Raw genomic sequence first — 17,730 nt, 5'->3', positions numbered from 1 at the left:
TTCACTACGGTGAGCAATGCCCTCGATACTCAGAGCCACAAGATCCCTTGGTGCTCTGAGTGGAGGCGTTGTGCGGAAGTGGGTGACGGTGGCGGTGACCGCCGGGTTGTTCATGGGTGGAATCGGTGCCGCGGTGGCGGACTCGTGGCAGGAGATCAAGACCCGGACCACTGACGGCTCCAAGTTCCGCGACGCGAAGTACCGCTGGGAGCCCAAGGACGGCAATCACGGAGGCTTCCACTTCAAGGGCGACCTGGTCGACAGCTTCCCGAACGACGGCCACAACGTCTACCTGCAGGCGAAGGTCCAGGGCTACGCCTGGAACCGTTTCAACGGTGTCCAGCGCAAGACCGTCCACCTGGACCGGGAGGTGTACGACGGCGCGGCGCTGTACTCCACGGATGCCTCGATCCGGGTGTGCCGTGATCGTGGCTCACTCCGGCCCGACAACTGCTCCCCCGAGCTCTCCTACCACCGGAAGGGCTGACGGCACGGAGCACACCTCACCATGAACTCCGTTCTCCGCGCCGAGCGCGTGGACCTGTCCTACGGTGCACACCAAGCCGTCAGCGGCGCCGATTTCACGCTGCGGCGCGGAGAAGTGGCCGCCGTCATGGGGAGCAGCGGATCCGGCAAGTCGTCCCTGCTCTACTGCCTGGCCGGGGTACTGGCCCCCACCGGCGGCCGGGTCGTCTTCGACGGTGTCGATCTCGCGAGCCTCGACGACGACGAGCTGAGCACGCTGCGCCGGGAGCGGTTCGGGTTCGTCTTCCAGTACGGCGAGCTGTTGCCCGAGCTGACCGTCGAGGAGAACGCGGCGCTCCCGCTTCGACTCGCGGGCCGGCGCAAGGCTCCCGCGCACGCGGTGGCCGGGGAGGTGCTGGGGCGGCTCGGCATGACCGAGCTGCTCCAGCGCAGGACCTCCCAGCTGTCCGGCGGTCAGAGCCAGCGGGTCGCCGTGGCACGGGCCCTGGTGCACCGCCCCGCAGTGGTGTTCGCGGACGAGCCGACCGGGGCCCTCGACAGTGCCAACGCCGCCGCCGTACTGGACGAGTTCCTGCGGCTGGCCCGAGATCAGGGCACGGCGGTCGTCATCGTCACGCACGACGAGAGTGTCGCCGCGCGAGCCGACGTCCAGTACAGGATGTCCGACGGAGTCCTGACGTGAACGGCTTCCTGTTCGGGCTGCGCCTGCTGTGGCGCGGCGGGCGGCGGGGGCGGGCCCGCTTCCTGCTGATGACGGGCGGATGCGCGTTGGGGGTGGCCTGCCTGGCCGCCGTCCTCACCATTCCGGCGATCATCGGCGCGCACGAGGCGCGCTCCAGCGACCGGAATCCCCGCCCGGTGGTGGAGGACACGCCCTCGAGGCCCGTCTCGGCCGCCGCGTACGCCATACGTCAGGACACGTACGGATCCGAGCCGTTCTACCGGGTGTTCGTCGCGCGCACCCGGCCGGGGCCGACTCCGCTGCCACCCGGCGTGGACCGGCTTCCCGCCCCGGGGGAGGTGATCGTCTCTCCTCGCCTGCGGCAGGTCCTGACGGAGGAACCGGGCATCGCCGGACTCCTGCCCGGGAAGGTGATCGGCGTCATCGGGCCGGCGGGGTTGGCCGGTCAGGACGACCTCTACGCGTATGTCGGACGGACGCGGCAGCAGCTGCCGTCGGATGCCTCCGGACTCAGCTCGTTCGGTTCCTCGTTCGACCCGTATCCCGCCGTGGAAGAGTCGACGCTCGACATCCTCCGCTTCACACTCGCCTGCATCGTCCTCCTTCCCCTCGCCGTGTTCCTCTCCGTCTGCGCCCGGCTCTCCGCCGAGTCGCGGGCCCGAAGACTGGCCGCGCTCCGGCTGGTCGGGCTGAGCGTGAAGGACACGCTGCGGGTCAACGCAGGCGAGACGGTGGCAGCCGCATCCCTCGGGGCTGTCGTCGGAGTCGCCGGATACCTCGGCTTCAACGAGGTCATGGCCCGGATCGGTCTTCCCGGTCTGCAATGGTTTCCGGCCGACGGGCGGCCGGAAACCACCACTCTCGCCGTCTGCCTGGTGCTCTGCCCGGCGCTCGCCTGGTTCGTCGGACGGCGATCCGCTCGCGAGGCGGCACTCACGCCGCTGAACGTGCGCCGCAGCGCTCAGCGCAAGCCGCCCAAGATGTACGGGACGCTGCTGCTGGTGCCAGGGCTCGGTGTCATCGGTGGGTACTGCGCCCTCAGTGTCCTCGGACGGGACCCGTCCGGGGGCAGCGCCGGCGCGGTACTCGTTCCCGGGGCCGTGCTCCTCACCGGCGCGGGGCTGGTGTTCGGGCTCGCGCCCGTCACCGCGTGGCTGGCCCGCCGACTGGCCGGTCGCGTGCGGTCGCTGCCGCTCACCCTCGCGATGCGCCGGGCCGAGGTCGACCCGGGCAGCGCGCTGCGTGTCGTCACCGGGCTCGTCCTGCTCGTCTACGCGGCTTCGCTGACGCAGGGCGTCCTCGTCGAGCTGGACCAGGTGAGCCGACGTACCGCGCCCGTCCAGGAGTACGCCTTGTCCGTGGACGCCGTCGACGCCCACCAGCGAGCCCGGCTCAGCCAGGTGGAAGGAGTCCGGGGGCAAGGACTCACCGCAGACTCGTGGATCCGTTCCCTCGACGTGGACACTCCACGGATCACGGCGGCTATCGCGACCTGTGCCGAACTGGCCTCCTTCACGAAGTCGAGCAGCGGCTGCATCGACGGCAAGGTGCTCCGCGTCAACGAGCCGGACACGCTTCAGAACCCGGACGGCCAGCCCGGCCGCGGCTTTCCGTTCCTCCTCGACAGCGGGAGGAAGATCACCGTCGCCATTCCGCAGGAGGCGGTGACCGTGTTCGCCTGGCAGCCTTCGGCGTTCTCCGGCATCGACGTCCTCATCCCCCCATCCCTCCTCCCCCCTGGCACCGTCCCCGCCGACGGCACCATCAGTCTCGTCACCCCCTCCGACCCCACCACCGTCCGCACCGCCCTCGACGCCATCGGCGCCATCGCGCCCACCGCCGAGGTCGAGCCCGTCGGGATCGTCGTCAGCTCGCTGCACCAGCTCACCGTCATCCGCAGCCTCCTCGCCGCCGGCATGGTGCTCGGTCTCGTCGTCGGGGTCGCCGCGTTCGTCGTGTCGGTGGCGGATCGGGCGATGGAGCGGCGCGGGCAGGTGGCCGCGCTCGCTCTGCTGGGGGCGCGGGGCGCGACGTTGCGGTGGGCGCAGTGTGCGCAGGTCGTGCTGCCGCTCGGGGTGGGGCTCGGGGCGGCCGTCGTGACGGGGTGGCTGGCCGAGTCCAGCTACCTGATCACCGGCGGCGGGGCGGTGCACTGGGACTGGGCCGGATTGCCGTTGCTGGTGGTGTCGGCGCTGGGGGTGCTGGTGGTCGGCGGGCTGGCCTCGTTGCCGCTCGTGCGGCGGCACGTCGATCCCGAGCACATCCGGCGGGACTGAGCCGAGCGCCGCGGGCGGACGGGGATTCATCCCAAGCACCTCGGGCGGACGGGGATTCATGTCCGGCCCGGCCGGCGTCCCGGGCTTCGAAAAACATCACGGCCCCGCCGATGAGTTCTCGGCGGGGCCCCGGTCTCTCCTCTCGACAGCTCACGACACAGCAGCCGCAGCCGCGCCCGCGCCCCGCAGAGAAGAGGCCTCCCCATGTCCGCCGCTCCCCCCGTCAAGGGCCCCGCCAGCTACTTCCCCTCCATCGAGAAGAAGTACGGGCGCCCCGTCTCCGAGTGGCTCGGGCTCATCGAGAGCTCCCCGCTCACCAAGCACATGGAGCTCGTCTCCTGGCTCAAGTCCGAGCACGGGCTCGGTCACGGCCACGCCAACGCCCTCGTCGCCCACGCCCTCGCCGGCGCCAAGTAGTTCCTGCCGGGCCGTCCGCCGCGTGACCCGGCCCGCCAGGGCCAGGGTCGCGGCCGCCGCCGCCAGGCCCCCTGCGAGCGCCGACCACCACAGGGCCGGGGCCCCGAGGCCCGTGTACACCGTGACGCCCACCGTCAGCGCGCCGAAGCGTGCGACACCCCAGGTCCAGCTGAACGCTCCCTGGTAGCGGCCTCGGGCGTGCGCCGGAGCCAGGTCGGCGATGACGGCGGCCGCGATGCCCGCGACGACGACCTCGCCCAGCGACCAGACCACGACCGACACGACGAAGCCCACGATGCCGTCGGCGACGCCCGTCAGGGCCACGCCGAGCGCGATCAGGACGCTGCCCACGGCCTGCACCCGCAGCGGGGGCAGACCGGCGAGGCGGGCCGTCGCGAAGGGCTGCAGGGCGACCACCAGGACGGCGTTGACGGCCGCCATCGCGCCGTACACCGCGGGCGAGAGGCCGCTGTCGTGGATGGCCAGCGGCAGGGCCACCTCGGTCAGCGAGTAGACGAAGAGCTGGACGCCGAACAGGGGAAGCAGGAGCAGCGTGAGCCGGTCGCGCAGCACCACCCCGTAACCGATGCCGTCCTTCTCCGGGCGCGGTCCGCGCGGCGGCTCGCTCAGCCGGGTGGCGACGACGGCCGCGTAGACCAGCATCGTCCCGGCGTCGACGGCGAACAGCAGCCAGTAGCCCTGCGCGGCGAGCACCCCGCCCAGCACGCCGGCCACGGCCGTGCCGATGTTGACGCCCCAGCCGAACAGCGCGTACGCGCGCTGCCGGCGCTCCGCGTCGACCGCGTCCGCCATCAACGCGAACGCCGCGGGGGCGACGAGCGTGCCCGTGGCGCTGATCAGCAGCGCCGCCGCGGCCATCGTCCACACCTCCGGCGCCACGAACAGCGTGCCCTGCGCCACCGCCGCGCCCAGCAGACCGATCAGCATCGTGGGACGGCGGCCGATCCGGTCGGCGAGGACGCCGCCGACCGCCGGGCCGAGCAGGTTCCCGGCCCCCAAGGCGCCGAGGACGTACGAGGTCTCCGTTCCGGTCACTCCGCGCGAGGCGAGGAAGAAGACCAGGAAGGGCGTGACCATGTAGCCGAGACGGTTGACGACCGTGCCGCCGAAGAGCGTCCAGACCACGGGCGGCAGGTTCTTGAACGTCGAGAAGAGGGACGGGGACGGGGACGGGGAAGGGGAAGGGGAGGGGGACGGGGAGGCAGAGGGGGACGGGGAGTTGGACCGCGCTGGCTTGGAGGGCATGGGCAGGAGGTTGCTCCTCCTCCACCACCCCCCTCCAGTGATTAAGCTCAGGCCGAATCCAACGCTCGGATCACGGGGGTACACATGGAGTCCGGACTCAGTTTCTCCGCCGCCGATCTCGCCCAGACCCGCTTCGCCGTCTCCCCCATGTGGGAGGTCGTCACCAGCTTCCGCCTGCTCAGAGACGCCGCCGACCCGCCGCTCCACCGCCGCTGGGCCGCCCAGGTGCGGCCCCGGATCGCCCGCGCCGGGCTCGACCGCGGCCGGCTCGCCGCGCTCGTTCCCGCCCGCGGCTACCTCGCCGACTTCCTCAATCCCACCCCCACCGGGCCCTTCCCCACCCTCGCGTCCGAACTCGACGCCGTCCGGAAGACCCCGCCCGAACAGATCGCCCGCGACCTGCGGCTCCTCAGCCGCGACACCGACCTCCCGGCAGGCCTCGATCGCGACCTCGACCTGGACCGGCTCGCCCACGAGATCGAGACCTACTGGGAACTCGCCCTCGCCCCCTACTGGGCCCGCATCCGCAGCCTCCTCGAAGCCGACGTCTTCCACCGCGCCCGCCAGGTCGCCGAACACGGCTCGGCGACCGTGCTCAGCGAGCTCCACGAGACCGTCCGGTGGGACGACGGCACCCTGCGCCTCGTCCGGCGCGCCTGCGCGCTCACCCGCGACCAGGCCGGGTCCGGACTGCTGCTGATCCCCTCGGCCTTCGCCTGGCCGCGCGTCCTGACCCGTTCCGTCGCCCCCGACGCGCCCCAACTCGCCTATCCCGCACGGGGTATCGGCAACCTCTGGGAGCCCCGCACCACGAGCAGCGCCACCGACGCCGTCGCCGCCGTCCTCGGCCGCTCCCGCACCCTCCTCCTCGCCGAGCTCGACACCCCCGCCTCGACGACCCAACTCGCCGCCTCGTCCGGTCTGTCGCCGGCCGGCGTCTCCCAGCACCTCATCGCCCTCAAGAACGCCGGCCTGGTCACCGCCCACCGCAGCGGACGCTCCGTCCTCTACGCCCGCACCACCGTCGCCGACAGCCTGCTCTGCTCCACGGAGGAACCCGCATGACCAGCCACCTCCCCCGACCCGACCGGGCTGACGGGACCAGTCAGACCGACCAGACCGATCGGATCGCACAGACCGAGCAGGCCGCACAGGCCGAGTGGACCGAGCACGTCCTCGTACGGGACGGAGTGCGGCTCTCCTGCCGCGACTGGGGCGGCGGGGGCGGCAGGGGCGGCAGGGGTGGCGAGACCGGCCCGCGTGGCCCGGTCGTCCCCGCCGACGGAACCGGCCCGGCCGGCCCCCCGCGATCCCTGCTCCTCCTCCACGGGCTCGCCGGGCAGGCCGGCGAATGGGACGCGCTCGCCCGGCTCCTGCGCGCCGACGGGCACCGGGTCGTCGCCCTCGACCAGCGCGGGCACGGCGCGAGCGAGCGGCGCCCCGCCGACACCTCGCGCGCCGCGTACGTCGCCGACATCATCGCCGTACTCGACGACCCCGAGCTGGGGTTGGCGTGCGGTCCCGGGGGCCTGCCGCCCGTGCTCGTCGGGCAGTCGTACGGTGGGCACGCCGCCTTCCTGGCCGCCGCCGCGCACTCCTCGCGCCTCGCCGGGGCCGTCCTCGTCGAGGCCGGGCCCGGACCGGCCGAACCCGGTGTCCCGGAGGAGATCGGGGGCTGGCTCAGGGCCTGGCCCGTGCCCTTCCCCTCGCGGGAGGCGGCCGCCGCGTACCTCGGCGGCGGCCCCGTAGGGGACGGCTGGGCGGGCGGTCTGGAGCAGCGCGACGGGGGCTGGTGGCCCCGGTTCGACCCGGAGGTGATGGTCGCCTCGCTCGCCGAGAACTCGGGGCGCGACTGGTGGGCGGAGTGGGCCGCGATCGGCGTTCCGCTCCTCTCCGTCATCGGCGAGAAGGGCATCGTGGAGGGGGACGAGTACGACGGGATGGCGCGGCTCCAGCCCGGCCTGCGGGGCGCCTGTCTGCCCGGCGCCGGGCACGACCTGCACCTGGAGCGGCCGGACGTGCTGCACGAGCTCGTGGCCCGGTTCCTGGACGAGCTCCCGCGCTGAACTCCACGCCGCCGCTTCCCCCTTGCCTTCGAGCGCGCTCCAGCACCTAGGGTGCGGCGCATGCGCTATCGGGTACTCGGCGGGACCGGGATCGAAGTCAGCACCTACTGCCTCGGCACGATGATGTTCGGGTCCGTCGGCAACTCCGATCACCAGGAGTCCGTACGGATCATCCACGCCGCCCTCGACCAGGGCGTCAACTTCGTCGACACCGCCGACATGTACTCGGCGGGCGAGTCCGAGGAGATCGTCGGCAAGGCGCTCGGCGACCCGCGCCGCCGGGACGACACCGTCCTCGCCACCAAGGTCTACTTCCCGGTCGGCGGCGAGGGCCCCAACCGGGGCGGCACCTCGCGCCGTTGGATCACCCGGGCCGTCGAGAACAGCCTGAAGCGGCTCGGCACCGACTGGATCGACCTCTACCAGGTGCACCGGCCCGACCACCGCACCGACATCGAGGAGACCCTCGACGTCCTCGGCGACCTGGTCTCCCAGGGCAAGATCCGCGCCTTCGGCTGCTCGACCTTCCCCGCCGAGGAGATCGTCGAGGCGCACGCCGTCGCCGAACGGCGCGGGCTGCGCCGCTTCCGCACCGAACAGCCCCCGTACTCGCTGCTCGCCCGCGGCGTCGAGGCGTCCGTCCTGCCCGTCGCCCAGCGGTACGGGATGGGGGTGCTGACCTGGAGCCCGCTGGCGTCCGGGTTCCTCAGCGGCGGCTACCGCCGGGGGCTGCCCGTCGACCTCACGCGCGGGCGCGCCGCGCTCACCCCGCACCGCTTCGACCCCGCCCTCCCCGGCAACCAGGCCAAGCTGGACGCCGTCGAGGAGCTGGTCGGCGTCGCCGAGTCCCTCGGCTGCACCCTGCCCGAGCTGGCCGTCGCCTTCGCCGCCGCCCACCCGGCGGTGACCTCCGTCATCCTCGGGCCCCGGACGATGGACCAGCTGGAGGGGCTGCTGAAGGGGGCCTCCGTGGTCCTCACGGACGAGGCCATGGACCGCATCGACGCGATCGTCCCGCCCGGGACCGACCTCTACCGGGCCGACGGCGTCTGGCGCCCGGCCGTCCTGACCGACGCCTCGCTGCGACGCCGGCCGACGGGCGAGCGGGCCGCGGCCGACTGAACCGGCTCCCTCCCGCCCCCTGAGGACGGTGACGGGGTTCCTGCCCGTGCGAGCGGTCCTGCGCACGATTCGAGGCCGCGCTGGGGGGCGGTACTGGATCGCGATAGGCCGCTGGGTCCGTACCGGGGCCGTACCGGGTCCGTACCGGGGCCGTACCGGGTCCGTACGGGGGCCGTACCGGGCCATGTCGAGGGCATGCTCGCGCCATGCTGGGACCATGAGCAGAGGCGAGAAGAAGCGGCACGGCAGGCTCGTCGGTCCCGAGGAGCGCAGGGCCCGGCTCGCGCTGCGGCACCGGCTGGCCGGGGCGGCTCGCGCGGCGACCGCCGAGGAGGTCGCCGGTGCGCTGGTGGCGCTGCACGCGACCGATCCGGCGACGGTGTTCCTGGCGGCGGGGGCGCGGCTCGCGGAGGACCGGGACCCCGTGGCGGAGGTGGAACGGGCACTGTACGAGGAGCGGACGCTGACCCGGATGCACGGCATGCGGCACACGGTCTTCGTCGTCCCCTCCGGTCTCGCCGCCGCCGTCCACTCCTCCACCTCCACCGCCGCCGCGGTCCGCGAACGCACCACCCTCGTCAAGCACTTGGCGGCCGGCAGCGACTTCGACGCGGCCTGGCTCGCCGAGACCGAACGCCGGGTCCTGGCCGAGCTGGCGGAACGCGGCGAGGCGACGGGGGCCGAACTCGGGACCGCCGTACCGAGGTTGCGCGAGCAGTACGTGTACGGCGTCGGGACCGCCCAGGAGGGGCCGCAGTCGGTGTCCAGCCGGGTGCTGCGGGTCCTCGGCATGGAGGGCCGGATCGCGCGGGGCCGGCCGCAGGGGTCCTGGACGTCGAGCCGCTTCCGCTGGGCGCTGACCCCGGCGCACGACGAACTCCCGGCCGCCGAGGCCCAGTCTGAGCTCGTCCGGCGCTGGCTCGCCGCGTACGGTCCGGCGACCGAGGCCGATCTGAAGTGGTGGACGGGCTGGAAGGTCACGGACGTCCGCCTCGCCCTGGCCGCGCTCGGCGCGGAGCCGGTCGCCCTGGACGGGGCCGGGACGGTCGGCCATCTCCTGCCCGACGACCTCGATCCCGTACGGCCCGATGCCGCCGGCCCGTGGGCGGCCCTGCTGCCCGCGCTCGACCCGACGCCGATGGGCTGGCAGTCCCGCGACTGGTACCTGGACCCGGCGCACCGGCCCGCGCTGTTCGACCGCAGCGGCAACATCGGGCCGACCGTCTGGTGGAACGGCCGGATCGTCGGCGGCTGGGCGCAGCGTCCGGACGGCGGGATCGCGCACCGGTTCCTCTCGGACGTCGGCGCCGACGCGGTCCGCGCGGTCGAGGCGGAGGCCGCGCGGCTCGCCGCCTGGGTGGGCGAGGTCCGGGTCACGCCGCGCTTCCGCACGCCGCTGGAACGGGAGCTGGTGGCCGGGGGCTGAGCGGCGCGGCTGGCCCGTACGGGGGAACCCGTACAGGTGAGCTCCGGCGAGGTGTCGAGAAACCCGGCCCGGCTCCGACGTCTCCTGTGAAGGGCCTCGGACCCAAGGCTCCGCAGGAGCCCCGAGGAACCCGGGAACGAGGAGACGTCATGAAGTACCTGGTGATGGTGCAGGGCGCCCAGGCCGACTACGAGGCCATGAAGGGGACGGCGAGCGACCGCAGCCCGGCCTGGAGCGAGCAGGAGCTCAGGGCGATGTTCGCCTACATGAACGCGGTCAGCGACGACCTGTCCGAGTCGGGCGAGCTCGTCGACGCGCAGGGCCTGGTCGAGCCGGCCAGGACCCGCTTCGTGACGGCCGACGAGGAGGGCCGGCCGGTCGTCACCGACGGCCCGTACGGGGAGACGAAGGAGGTGCTCGCCGGGTACTGGGTGCTCGACTGCGCGAGCCTGGACCGGGTGACCGAGATCGCGGCCCGGGTGGCACAGTGCCCCGGCCCCGTCGGCTCGCCGGTCTACCCGGTGGTCATCCGGCAGATCGACGAGGCCGGCGGGGCGGACCTCGGCGGGGACGGGACGGCTTGACCCTGCCGCCCGAGGGCCCGCCCGAGGGCCCGGCCGAGGACCCGCCCGAGGGCCCGGCCGAGGGCCCGGCCGAGGACCCGGCCGAGGACGGGCGAACGGGGCGGGCGCCGGCCGACCGGACCACGTCCCGACGCCCGGCCCGGGCCCCGGAGGACCGGACAGCCGACCCGCACCGGGACCCGACTCCGGCCCCGCCCCGGGGCCGGACCCCAAGCCCGCCCTCGCCCCCGGACCGAACGCCCGGCCCACCCCCACCCCCCGCCCCACCCCCCGGCCGTCACGTCGAGGACCTGCTGCGCCTGCACGCGCCGCAGGTCCTCGGCGCGCTCGTGCGCCGGTACGGGCACTTCGCGGCCGCCGAGGACGCCGTGCAGGAGGCGTTGCTCGCGGCGGCCCGGCAGTGGCCGGCGGACGGCGTGCCGGGCAATCCGCGCGGCTGGCTGATCCGGGTGGCGTCCCGGCGGCTCACGGACACGCTGCGGGCCGAGGAGGCGCGGGCCCGGCGGGAGGAGACCGCGCTGCGGCTCGAACCGCGCGACCCCAAGGCGGCGCCCGCCGAGGACGACACGCTCACCCTCCTCTTCCTGTGCTGCGACCCGGTGCTGGCGCCGGCCGCGCGGATCGCGCTGACGCTGCGGGCGGTGGGCGGCCTGACGACGGCGGAGATCGCCCGCGCCCACCTCGTGCCGGAGGCGACGATGGCGCAGCGGATCAGCCGGGCGAAGGCGAGACTGCGGGCGACCGGGGCGGACCAGCCGTTCCGGCCGCCCGCCGCGCGGGACCGGGACGCGCGCCTGGCCTCCGTGCTCCAGGTGCTGTACCTGATCTTCAACGAGGGCTACACCGCCACCTCCGGCCCCGCCCTGCACCGCGCCGACCTGGCCCGCGAGGCCATCCGGCTGACCCGGGCGGCCCGTCGGCTGCTGCCCCGGGAGGGCGCGGTGACGGGTCTGCTGGCCCTGATGCTGCTCACGGAGGCCCGCAGCGCGGCGCGCACGGGGCCGGACGGCGAGCTGGTCCCGCTGGACGAGCAGGACCGCGGCCGCTGGGACCGGGCGGCCATCGCCGAGGGCACCGCGCTGGTGGCGGAGGCCCTGATCGAGGGCCCGCCGGGGCCGTACCAGCTCCAGGCCGCCATCGCCGCCCTCCACGACGAGGCGACCGCGCCCGGGACGACGGACTGGCCCCAGATCCTCGCCCTCTACGACGTCCTGGTGACGAAGACGCCCGACCCGATGGCGGAGCTGGGCCGCGTGGTCGCCCTCGCGATGGTCGAGGGCCCGGAGGCGGGGCTCGCGGCCCTGACCGCACTGGAACCCCGGCTGCCCGACTCGCACCGCCTGCCCGCCGTCCGCGCCCACCTCCTCGAACGCACCGGCGCCCACCGAGCCGCCGCCGACGCCTACCGCACCGCCGCCCGCCGCACCCTCAGCCTCCCGGAACGCCGCTACCTCCAGACCCGCGCGGCCCGCCTCGATCCGTGACGCCCCGTTCAGTGCGCGTGCGGTCCGCCCGTCAGGCGGGGTGTGCCCTTCGGGACGAGGGCGGGGGCGGCCAGGGCCGTGACGGCGGCCGTGGCCGTGAGGAGGGTGAAGGCGGCGGTGAAGGAGCCGGGGGTGCCGGTCCCGGTGAGGGCCGGGGCGGCGAGGGTGGAGACGGCGGCGACGCCGAGGGAGCCGCCCAGTTCGTGGAAGGTGTTGACGATCCCGGAGGCGAGGCCCGCCTCGTGCGGGGCGGTCAGGCCCAGCGCGGTCGTCGTCGCCGTGACGAACACCGCGCCCAGCCCCAGGGCCGCGACCGACAGGGCGGGCAGCAGGGTGGTCCAGGGGTTCGCGTCCGCCGGGAGCAGCGTGAGCGGGAGCAGCGCCAGGGCGGCCAGGCCGGTGCCCGCCGCCGCCAGGGCGCGCGGGCCCGTCCCGGCGACGAGCCGCGAGCCGAGGTGGGCGCCGACGGCCGTGGTGAGCGCGACCGGCAGGAAGAGCAGGCCCGTCCGCAGGGCGGAGAAGTGGTGGACGTGCTGGAGCAGCACCGAGCCGAGGAAGAAGAACGAGATCAGGAGCGCGGTCGCGACCAGCATCAGCAGGGATCCGGCGACCACCGGGCGCCGGGTGAGTGTCCTCGGGTCCATCAGAGGTGCCGGGCTCGCCTTCTCCACGGCCGCGAAGAGCCCGTACAGGGCGAGCGACCCGAGCAGCGGGAGCAGGGCTGCGGGCGAGACCCAGCCGCCCGCGTCACCGGCCCGGATCAGGCCGTAGACGAGGGAGCCGGTCGCGGCGGTGACGAGGAGGGCGCCGGGGAGGTCGGGGCGGGGGCGGCGGCTCCCGGCCCGTCGTGAACCCCCGGCCGTCCCCGCGAGCGCATCCGTCGTATCCGTCGTCCCTTCCGCGCCTGCCGCCCCTTCCCTGTCTGCCGCCTCTTCCGTGCCTGCCACCCCGGCCGTCCCCGCGGGACCGGGGCGCCCGGCCGGCACCACCCGGGGCAGCGCCACGAGCAGTGCCGCTCCCACCGGCACGTTGACGTAGAAGATCCACGACCACCCGGGGCCGTCCGTCAGCGCGCCGCCGACGAGGACGCCGATCGCCGAGCCGGTGGCGCCGATGGCGGCCCAGATGCCGAGGGCTCTGGTGCGTTCGGGGCCGTGGAAGAGAGTCGCGACCAGGGCGAGCGCCGCCGGGGAGAGCAGGGCGGCGCCGATGCCCTGGGCGACACGTCCCGCGATGAGCGGGACCGCGCCGGTGGCGAGGCCGCAGGTCAGGGAGGCGGCGGTGAAGAGGGCGAGGCCGGCGAGCAGGGTGCGGCGGGCGCCGAGGGTGTCGGCGAGCCGTCCGCCGAGCAGCATCAGGCCGCCGAAGCAGAGGGTGTACGCCGCGACCACCCAGGTCAGTTCCGTACGCCCGAGGCCGAGGTCGTCGGCGATGGCGGGCAGCGCCACGTTCACGACGGTGACGTCGAGGATCAGCATGAACTGGGCCGCGCAGATCAGCGCCAGGGCCGTCCAGCGGCGTGGCGCGAGGAGGGCAGGGGGCGGGAGGGGGACGTGGACGTCCGGGTGAGCCGTCATAACTGAACTGTACGGCACAGTACACATGAACTCAACGGTGCAGTTCAGTTTCTCGGTACGCTGACCCCATGAAGACCACACCCACCGGGCCCCGCGCCGCCCGCAAGCGGGAGGCGATCGTCCGGGCCGCCCGCACCCTCTTCCTCCGCGAGGGCTTCGGGGTCGGCATGGACGCCATCGCCGCCGAGGCCGGCGTCTCCAAGGTGACCGTCTACAACCACTTCGGCAGCAAGGAGGCCCTCTTCACCGCCGTCGTCTCCGGCGCCCTCGACGAACCCCTCGGCGCGACCGACGCGACCGAGGGGGGCGGGGCGGCCGAGTCGCCGCACGGGCCCGACTTCGCCCGCCTCGCCGAGGCCGACGACCTCGCGGCCGCCCTCACCGAGGCCGGCCGCGCCTGGACCGCGGCCGTGCGCCGCGACGACGAGGGGCGCGCCCTGCGCACCCTCGTCGCCACCGAGCTGCACCGCTTCCCCGAGCTCGGCACCGCCTGGCGCGAGCACGGTCCGGCCGGCCACCATCCCGCGGTCGCCGACACCCTGCGCACCCTCGCCGAGCGGGGCCGCCTGGAGATCCCGGACCTGGAGGTCGCCGTCCTCCAGCTCTACTCCCTGCTGGTCTTCCCGCAGTTGGTCTTCGAGCAGTACGGGACGGAGCTCACCGACGACCTCGGCGAGCGGCTCCTCGTCGACGGGGTCGGGATGTTCCTGCACCGGTACGCACCCCGGCAATAAATCCGCAGGTGCCATCCTTGGTCTTCGACAGGGCCCCGAGGCGGGGAGAAACGTACCCCCTGGGGTATCCATGGAGGAGTTGGTCGTGGAACTGGATCTCGCGGGCGCCGAGCTCAAGGCCGTGCTGAACCGGCTGCGCCGGGCCCAGGGCCAGATCGCCGGTGTGATCCGGATGATCGAGGAGGGGCGGGACTGCGAGGAGGTCGTGACCCAGCTCGCCGCCGCCTCCCGAGCGCTCGACCGGGCCGGGTTCGCCATCATCGCGACCGGACTGCAGCAGTGCCTGACGGACATCGAGGACGGCCGCAAGACGGACGAGGACCGCGACCAGATGCGCGCCCGCCTGGAGAAGCTCTTCCTCTCCCTGGCATGAGCCCGAGGGGCCGCGCGGAGAACGCGACGCGGGCGCACGCACAGGCGCACGCACAGAAGTACCCCCGGAGGTGTCGCTCCGGGGGTACTTCTCATTCCGCGGGACGTCTCATACCGCGGCACTCCTCATCCCGCGGGACGTCTCGCACCGCGGCACCTCTCGTTCCGCGCGCCGCCGGTCAGGCGTCCGCGAGGCCCTTCAGGCGCTTGGCGATCTTCGCGAGGCGCTCGCCCTGGTGGCGGGCGGCCGCGAGGACGTTCTCCTCGGGGGCGCCGTTGGTGCTCGCGTGCGAGGTGCCGTAGGGGTTGCCGCCGGCCGCGTACACGGACGGGTCCGTGAAGCCGGGGGAGACGATGACCGAGCCCCAGTGGTGGAACGTGTTGTAGAGCGCGAGCAGCGTCGACTCGTTGCCGCCGTGCGTGTTGTACGCGCTGGTGAAGCCGGTGGCCGGCTTGTCCGCCAGGACGCCCTGCTGCCACAGGCCGCCCGCGGTGTCGATGTACTGCTTGAGCTGGGCGGCGACGTTGCCGAAGCGGGTCGGCGAGCCGAGCGCGTACGCGTCCGCCCACTCCAGGTCCTCGAGAGTGGCGATCTCGACATCGGCGGACGCCTCGACGTGCGCGCGCCAGGCCGGGTTCGCGTCGATGGCCGCGTCGGGGGCGAGCTCGGGGACCCGGCGGAGGCGGACCTCCGCGCCGGCCTTCTCGGCGCCCTCGGCGACGGCCTGGGCGAGCTGGTGCACGTTCCCCGTGGACGAGTAGTAGACGACGGCGACCTTGACGGACATGGCGGGCTCCTCGATCGAGCTAAGCGGATTGCTTTCCGATTCGACTCTCCGAGGCTAAGCGGACAGCTATCCGATTCGCAAGGGGAACGTTATGCTCGTGGCCTGGAACGGACCGAGGGGGAAGTGCGCCACTAGGGAGGCAGTCGCAGATGAGCACGAAGAATCCGCAGGCCAGAGACGGGTCGGCGCCGATGCTCAACTTGCTGCCGATCGCAGGAGGCCCGCCGCCCGAGCGCGCCGACGCCGCCCGGAACCGGCGCAAGATCCTCGATGCCGCCGCCCGGATCGTCGCCGAGGAAGGCCCCGAGGCCGTCACCATGAACCAGGTCGCCCACGCCAGCTGCATAGGCGTCGGCACCGTCTACCGCCGCTTCGGCGACGTCGCCCAGCTGCTCCTGGCACTCCTCGACGACCGCGAGCGGCAGTTCCAGGAGGCGTACCTGAATGGTCCGCCGCCGCTCGGCCCGGGCGCCCCCGCCGACGAGCGGCTCGACGCCTTCCTCGACGCACTCGTCGACCGGTCCGTCGAGCAGCGCGAGATCCTGCTCGCCGCCCAGACCGCCGGGCCCGTGGCCCGCTACGGCAACGGCGCCTACCTCGCCATGCACCTGCACCTGACGCTGCTGATCGGCCAGGCCCGCCCCGAGTTCAACGCCGCGCTCCTCGCGCACCTGCTGCTCGCGCCGTTCTCGCCGAGCCTGATCCACCACCTCTCGGTGGACAAGGAGCTCTCCGCCGGTGAGCTCAAGTCGGGGATGCGGCAGTTGATACGGCTGCAGACTCCCGTTCCGCGCTGAGCCCGGACCGCCCCGGCGACCGCTCGGGCGACCGCCCCCTGGACGCTGGTGGACCGATCGCGCGCCCAGGACGCACGATCGGCGCCATGACGACGTATCTGATCCTGCACGGCTACCAGAACCACCGTCCGCCCGGCCACTGGCACCACTGGCTGGCCGGCGCGCTGCGCGAGCGCGGGCACGAGGTGCGCTATCCGCAGCTCCCCGAGCCGGACGCGCCGGTGCTCGCCGACTGGCTGGACGCCCTGGAGGAGCACGGGAGACGGCCCGCCGAGGGCGGGTTCGTGGTCCTCGCGCACAGCCTGGGCGTCCTGCTGTGGCTGCGGGCCGCGGCGGCCGGCCGGGTGCCGGACGCGGACCGGGTGCTGCTCGTCGCGCCGCCCTCCCCCGGCGTCACCGCCTCCCTCCCGGAGATCGCCGGCTTCGCCGACGGGCTCGACCTCGGCGCCGTCCGCCTGAAGGCGCCCGCCCGGCTCGTCTGGGCGGCCAGCGACCCGTACTGCCCCGAGGGCGCCGACACGCACTACGGCACCCCGCTCGGCCTCGCCATGGACGAGGTGCCCGGCGGGGCCCATCTGACCCCGGACTCCGGGTACGGGGCCTGGCCCTCGGTCCTGGAGTGGTGCGAAAACCCCTCGGTCCGGGTGGGTGCCAACCGCTAGCGTCGGGCGGATGCGCGCCCACAACGACATCCCCCCGTACGCCGAAGGCCTGCTCGACGTCGGCGACGGCAACCACGTGCACTGGTCCGTCGCCGGCAACCCGGAAGGCAAGCCCGCGCTCGTCGTGCACGGCGGGCCGGGCTCCGGGTCCTCGCCCGGGTCGCGGCGGCTCTTCGACCCCGAGCGGTACCGGATCGTCCAGTTCGACCAGCGCGGCTGCGGGCGCTCCACCCCGCACGCGAGCGACCCGGCCGCCGACCTGTCGGTCAACACCACCGCCCACCTGGTCGCCGACATGGAACGGCTCCGGATCCACCTCGGCGTCGACCGCTGGCTGCTGTACGGCGGCTCCTGGGGCTCCACGCTGATCCTGGCCTACGCGCAGGCCCACCCGGAGCGCGTGAGCGAGATCGTCATCTCCGCCGTCACGACCACCCGCCGCTCCGAGATCGCCTGGCTGTACGAGGGCGCCGGCCGCTTCTTCCCCGAGGCCCACGACCGCTTCCGCGCGGGGGCGGGCGAGGCGGGAGGGGCCGGCACGTCCGCCGAGCTCGTCAGCGCCTACGCCGCCCTGCTGAACCACCCCGACCCCGCCGTACGGGAGAAGGCCGCGGCCGACTGGTGCACCTGGGAGGACGCCGTACTGTCGATGGAGGGGCAGGGCACCCCGTACACCGACCGGGTCGACGCCACCCGGCTCGCTTTCGTGCGGATCTGCTCCCACTACTTCGCGCACGGCGCCTTCCTGGACGAGGGCGCCCTGATCAGGGGCGCGCACCGGCTGGCCGGCATCCCCGGCGTCCTGGTGCACGGCCGACTCGACATGGCCGGGCCGCTCGGCACCGCCTGGGAGCTGTCCCGGGCCTGGCCGGACGCCGAGCTGCACGTCGTGGAGAACGCCGGGCACATGGGCGGCGAGGAGACCCGTACGCACGTGCTCACGGCCCTCGAACGCTTCGCAAAGGGGTGACCCACCGCGCGGGCGGGGCGC

17 protein-coding genes and 1 pseudogene are annotated in these 17,730 nt (G+C 74.0%); 15 read left to right on the top strand and 3 right to left on the bottom strand.

The window, feature by feature from the left end; genetic code table 11:
- Positions 1-70: 70 nt before the first annotated feature.
- The 4 genes from OG309_RS19140 to OG309_RS19125 all read left to right on the top strand — a co-directional run bounded on the left by OG309_RS19140 (position 71) and on the right by OG309_RS19125 (position 3,861).
- On the top strand, positions 71-487 hold the full coding sequence (locus tag OG309_RS19140) for a hypothetical protein (RefSeq protein ID WP_329422467.1): 417 nt from the start codon (positions 71-73) through the stop codon (positions 485-487).
- Positions 488-508: 21 nt separating this feature from the next.
- Positions 509-1,168: an ABC transporter ATP-binding protein gene (locus tag OG309_RS19135; RefSeq protein WP_329422466.1), complete on the top strand. Its 660-nt coding sequence runs from the start codon at positions 509-511 to the stop codon at positions 1,166-1,168.
- Positions 1,165-3,444, top strand: coding sequence for an ABC transporter permease (locus tag OG309_RS19130; RefSeq protein ID WP_329422464.1), 2,280 nt, complete (start codon positions 1,165-1,167; stop codon positions 3,442-3,444). Before OG309_RS19135 ends, OG309_RS19130 begins: the two co-directional genes overlap by 4 nt.
- Before the next feature lie 204 nt (positions 3,445-3,648).
- Positions 3,649-3,861: a DUF4287 domain-containing protein gene (locus OG309_RS19125; protein WP_329428437.1), complete on the top strand. Its 213-nt coding sequence runs from the start codon at positions 3,649-3,651 to the stop codon at positions 3,859-3,861.
- A 156-nt stretch (positions 3,862-4,017) separates the two neighbouring features.
- Here the strand turns inward: OG309_RS19125 and OG309_RS19120 are convergent.
- Positions 4,018-5,127: pseudogene (locus tag OG309_RS19120) on the bottom strand (MFS transporter); the annotation flags it as partial.
- 84 nt (positions 5,128-5,211) lie between these two features.
- Here OG309_RS19120 and OG309_RS19115 point away from each other — a divergent pair.
- From OG309_RS19115 to OG309_RS19090, 6 genes are all read left to right on the top strand, one after another.
- Complete coding sequence (locus OG309_RS19115; RefSeq protein ID WP_329422463.1) at positions 5,212-6,192, top strand: ArsR/SmtB family transcription factor; 981 nt, start codon at positions 5,212-5,214, stop codon at positions 6,190-6,192.
- A complete protein-coding gene (locus tag OG309_RS19110) occupies positions 6,189-7,193 on the top strand; it encodes an alpha/beta fold hydrolase (protein ID WP_329422462.1) in 1,005 nt (334 codons plus the stop codon). Before OG309_RS19115 ends, OG309_RS19110 begins: the two co-directional genes overlap by 4 nt.
- Before the next feature lie 60 nt (positions 7,194-7,253).
- Positions 7,254-8,315, top strand: coding sequence for an aldo/keto reductase (locus tag OG309_RS19105; RefSeq protein ID WP_329422460.1), 1,062 nt, complete (start codon positions 7,254-7,256; stop codon positions 8,313-8,315).
- A 217-nt stretch (positions 8,316-8,532) separates the two neighbouring features.
- Positions 8,533-9,741 carry a winged helix DNA-binding domain-containing protein gene (locus OG309_RS19100; RefSeq protein WP_329422459.1) on the top strand — a complete coding sequence of 403 codons (1,209 nt, stop codon included), beginning with the start codon at positions 8,533-8,535 and terminating at the stop codon, positions 9,739-9,741.
- A 149-nt stretch (positions 9,742-9,890) separates the two neighbouring features.
- Entirely contained in the window at positions 9,891-10,325 is a 435-nt protein-coding gene (locus OG309_RS19095; RefSeq protein ID WP_329422457.1) for a YciI family protein, read from the top strand.
- A gap of 290 nt (positions 10,326-10,615) precedes the next feature.
- The gene (locus OG309_RS19090) at positions 10,616-11,809 is read left to right on the top strand and encodes an RNA polymerase sigma factor (RefSeq protein WP_329428435.1); all 1,194 of its coding nucleotides are present in this window, start codon (positions 10,616-10,618) and stop codon (positions 11,807-11,809) included.
- A gap of 8 nt (positions 11,810-11,817) precedes the next feature.
- Here the strand turns inward: OG309_RS19090 and OG309_RS19085 are convergent, their stop codons facing one another.
- Positions 11,818-13,386 (bottom strand): MFS transporter, encoded by a 1,569-nt coding sequence (locus OG309_RS19085; protein WP_329422456.1) that lies wholly within the window; start codon positions 13,384-13,386, stop codon positions 11,818-11,820.
- 68 nt (positions 13,387-13,454) lie between these two features.
- Between OG309_RS19085 and OG309_RS19080 the strand changes: the two genes are divergently transcribed.
- Together OG309_RS19080 and OG309_RS19075 are read left to right on the top strand one after the other, a co-directional pair.
- Positions 13,455-14,120, top strand: coding sequence for a TetR/AcrR family transcriptional regulator (locus tag OG309_RS19080; protein WP_329422454.1), 666 nt, complete (start codon positions 13,455-13,457; stop codon positions 14,118-14,120).
- Positions 14,121-14,205: 85 nt separating this feature from the next.
- Complete coding sequence (locus tag OG309_RS19075) at positions 14,206-14,493, top strand: metal-sensitive transcriptional regulator (RefSeq protein WP_132918810.1); 288 nt, start codon at positions 14,206-14,208, stop codon at positions 14,491-14,493.
- Positions 14,494-14,671: 178 nt separating this feature from the next.
- On the opposite strand, the gene wrbA is transcribed toward OG309_RS19075, so the two are convergent.
- Positions 14,672-15,280, bottom strand: a complete 609-nt coding sequence (gene wrbA, locus OG309_RS19070; protein ID WP_329422452.1) for an NAD(P)H:quinone oxidoreductase — start codon at positions 15,278-15,280, stop codon at positions 14,672-14,674.
- A 149-nt stretch (positions 15,281-15,429) separates the two neighbouring features.
- On the opposite strand from wrbA, the gene OG309_RS19065 reads away from it, so the two are divergent.
- The 3 genes from OG309_RS19065 to pip all read left to right on the top strand — a co-directional run bounded on the left by OG309_RS19065 (position 15,430) and on the right by pip (position 17,709).
- A complete protein-coding gene (locus tag OG309_RS19065) occupies positions 15,430-16,077 on the top strand; it encodes a TetR/AcrR family transcriptional regulator (protein WP_329422450.1) in 648 nt (215 codons plus the stop codon).
- An 86-nt stretch (positions 16,078-16,163) separates the two neighbouring features.
- Positions 16,164-16,739: an RBBP9/YdeN family alpha/beta hydrolase gene (locus tag OG309_RS19060; RefSeq protein ID WP_329422449.1), complete on the top strand. Its 576-nt coding sequence runs from the start codon at positions 16,164-16,166 to the stop codon at positions 16,737-16,739.
- Between the two features lie 10 nt (positions 16,740-16,749).
- The gene (gene pip, locus OG309_RS19055) at positions 16,750-17,709 is read left to right on the top strand and encodes a prolyl aminopeptidase (RefSeq protein ID WP_329422448.1); all 960 of its coding nucleotides are present in this window, start codon (positions 16,750-16,752) and stop codon (positions 17,707-17,709) included.
- Positions 17,710-17,730: the final 21 nt, after the last annotated feature.

The organism is Streptomyces sp. NBC_01268, assembly GCF_036240795.1.
Lineage (GTDB): Bacteria > Actinomycetota > Actinomycetes > Streptomycetales > Streptomycetaceae > Streptomyces.
The sequence above is the reverse complement of the archived record's forward strand: the minus strand, read 5'-3'. Positions and strand labels throughout refer to the sequence as shown.

Excerpts from the sequence above, each read along its gene's own strand:
- OG309_RS19135 (WP_329422466.1), top strand. The coding sequence starts at position 509 with ATGAACTCCGTTCTCCGCGCCGAGCGCGTGGACCTGTCCTACGGTGCA.
- OG309_RS19125 (WP_329428437.1), top strand. The coding sequence starts at position 3,649 with ATGTCCGCCGCTCCCCCCGTCAAGGGCCCCGCCAGCTACTTCCCCTCC.
- OG309_RS19115 (WP_329422463.1), top strand. The coding sequence starts at position 5,212 with ATGGAGTCCGGACTCAGTTTCTCCGCCGCCGATCTCGCCCAGACCCGC.
- OG309_RS19110 (WP_329422462.1), top strand. The coding sequence starts at position 6,189 with ATGACCAGCCACCTCCCCCGACCCGACCGGGCTGACGGGACCAGTCAG.
- OG309_RS19105 (WP_329422460.1), top strand. The coding sequence starts at position 7,254 with ATGCGCTATCGGGTACTCGGCGGGACCGGGATCGAAGTCAGCACCTAC.
- OG309_RS19100 (WP_329422459.1), top strand. The coding sequence starts at position 8,533 with ATGAGCAGAGGCGAGAAGAAGCGGCACGGCAGGCTCGTCGGTCCCGAG.
- OG309_RS19095 (WP_329422457.1), top strand. The coding sequence starts at position 9,891 with ATGAAGTACCTGGTGATGGTGCAGGGCGCCCAGGCCGACTACGAGGCC.
- OG309_RS19085 (WP_329422456.1), bottom strand. The coding sequence starts at position 13,386 with ATGACGGCTCACCCGGACGTCCACGTCCCCCTCCCGCCCCCTGCCCTC.
- OG309_RS19080 (WP_329422454.1), top strand. The coding sequence starts at position 13,455 with ATGAAGACCACACCCACCGGGCCCCGCGCCGCCCGCAAGCGGGAGGCG.
- wrbA (WP_329422452.1), bottom strand. The coding sequence starts at position 15,280 with ATGTCCGTCAAGGTCGCCGTCGTCTACTACTCGTCCACGGGGAACGTG.
- OG309_RS19065 (WP_329422450.1), top strand. The coding sequence starts at position 15,430 with ATGAGCACGAAGAATCCGCAGGCCAGAGACGGGTCGGCGCCGATGCTC.
- OG309_RS19060 (WP_329422449.1), top strand. The coding sequence starts at position 16,164 with ATGACGACGTATCTGATCCTGCACGGCTACCAGAACCACCGTCCGCCC.
- pip (WP_329422448.1), top strand. The coding sequence starts at position 16,750 with ATGCGCGCCCACAACGACATCCCCCCGTACGCCGAAGGCCTGCTCGAC.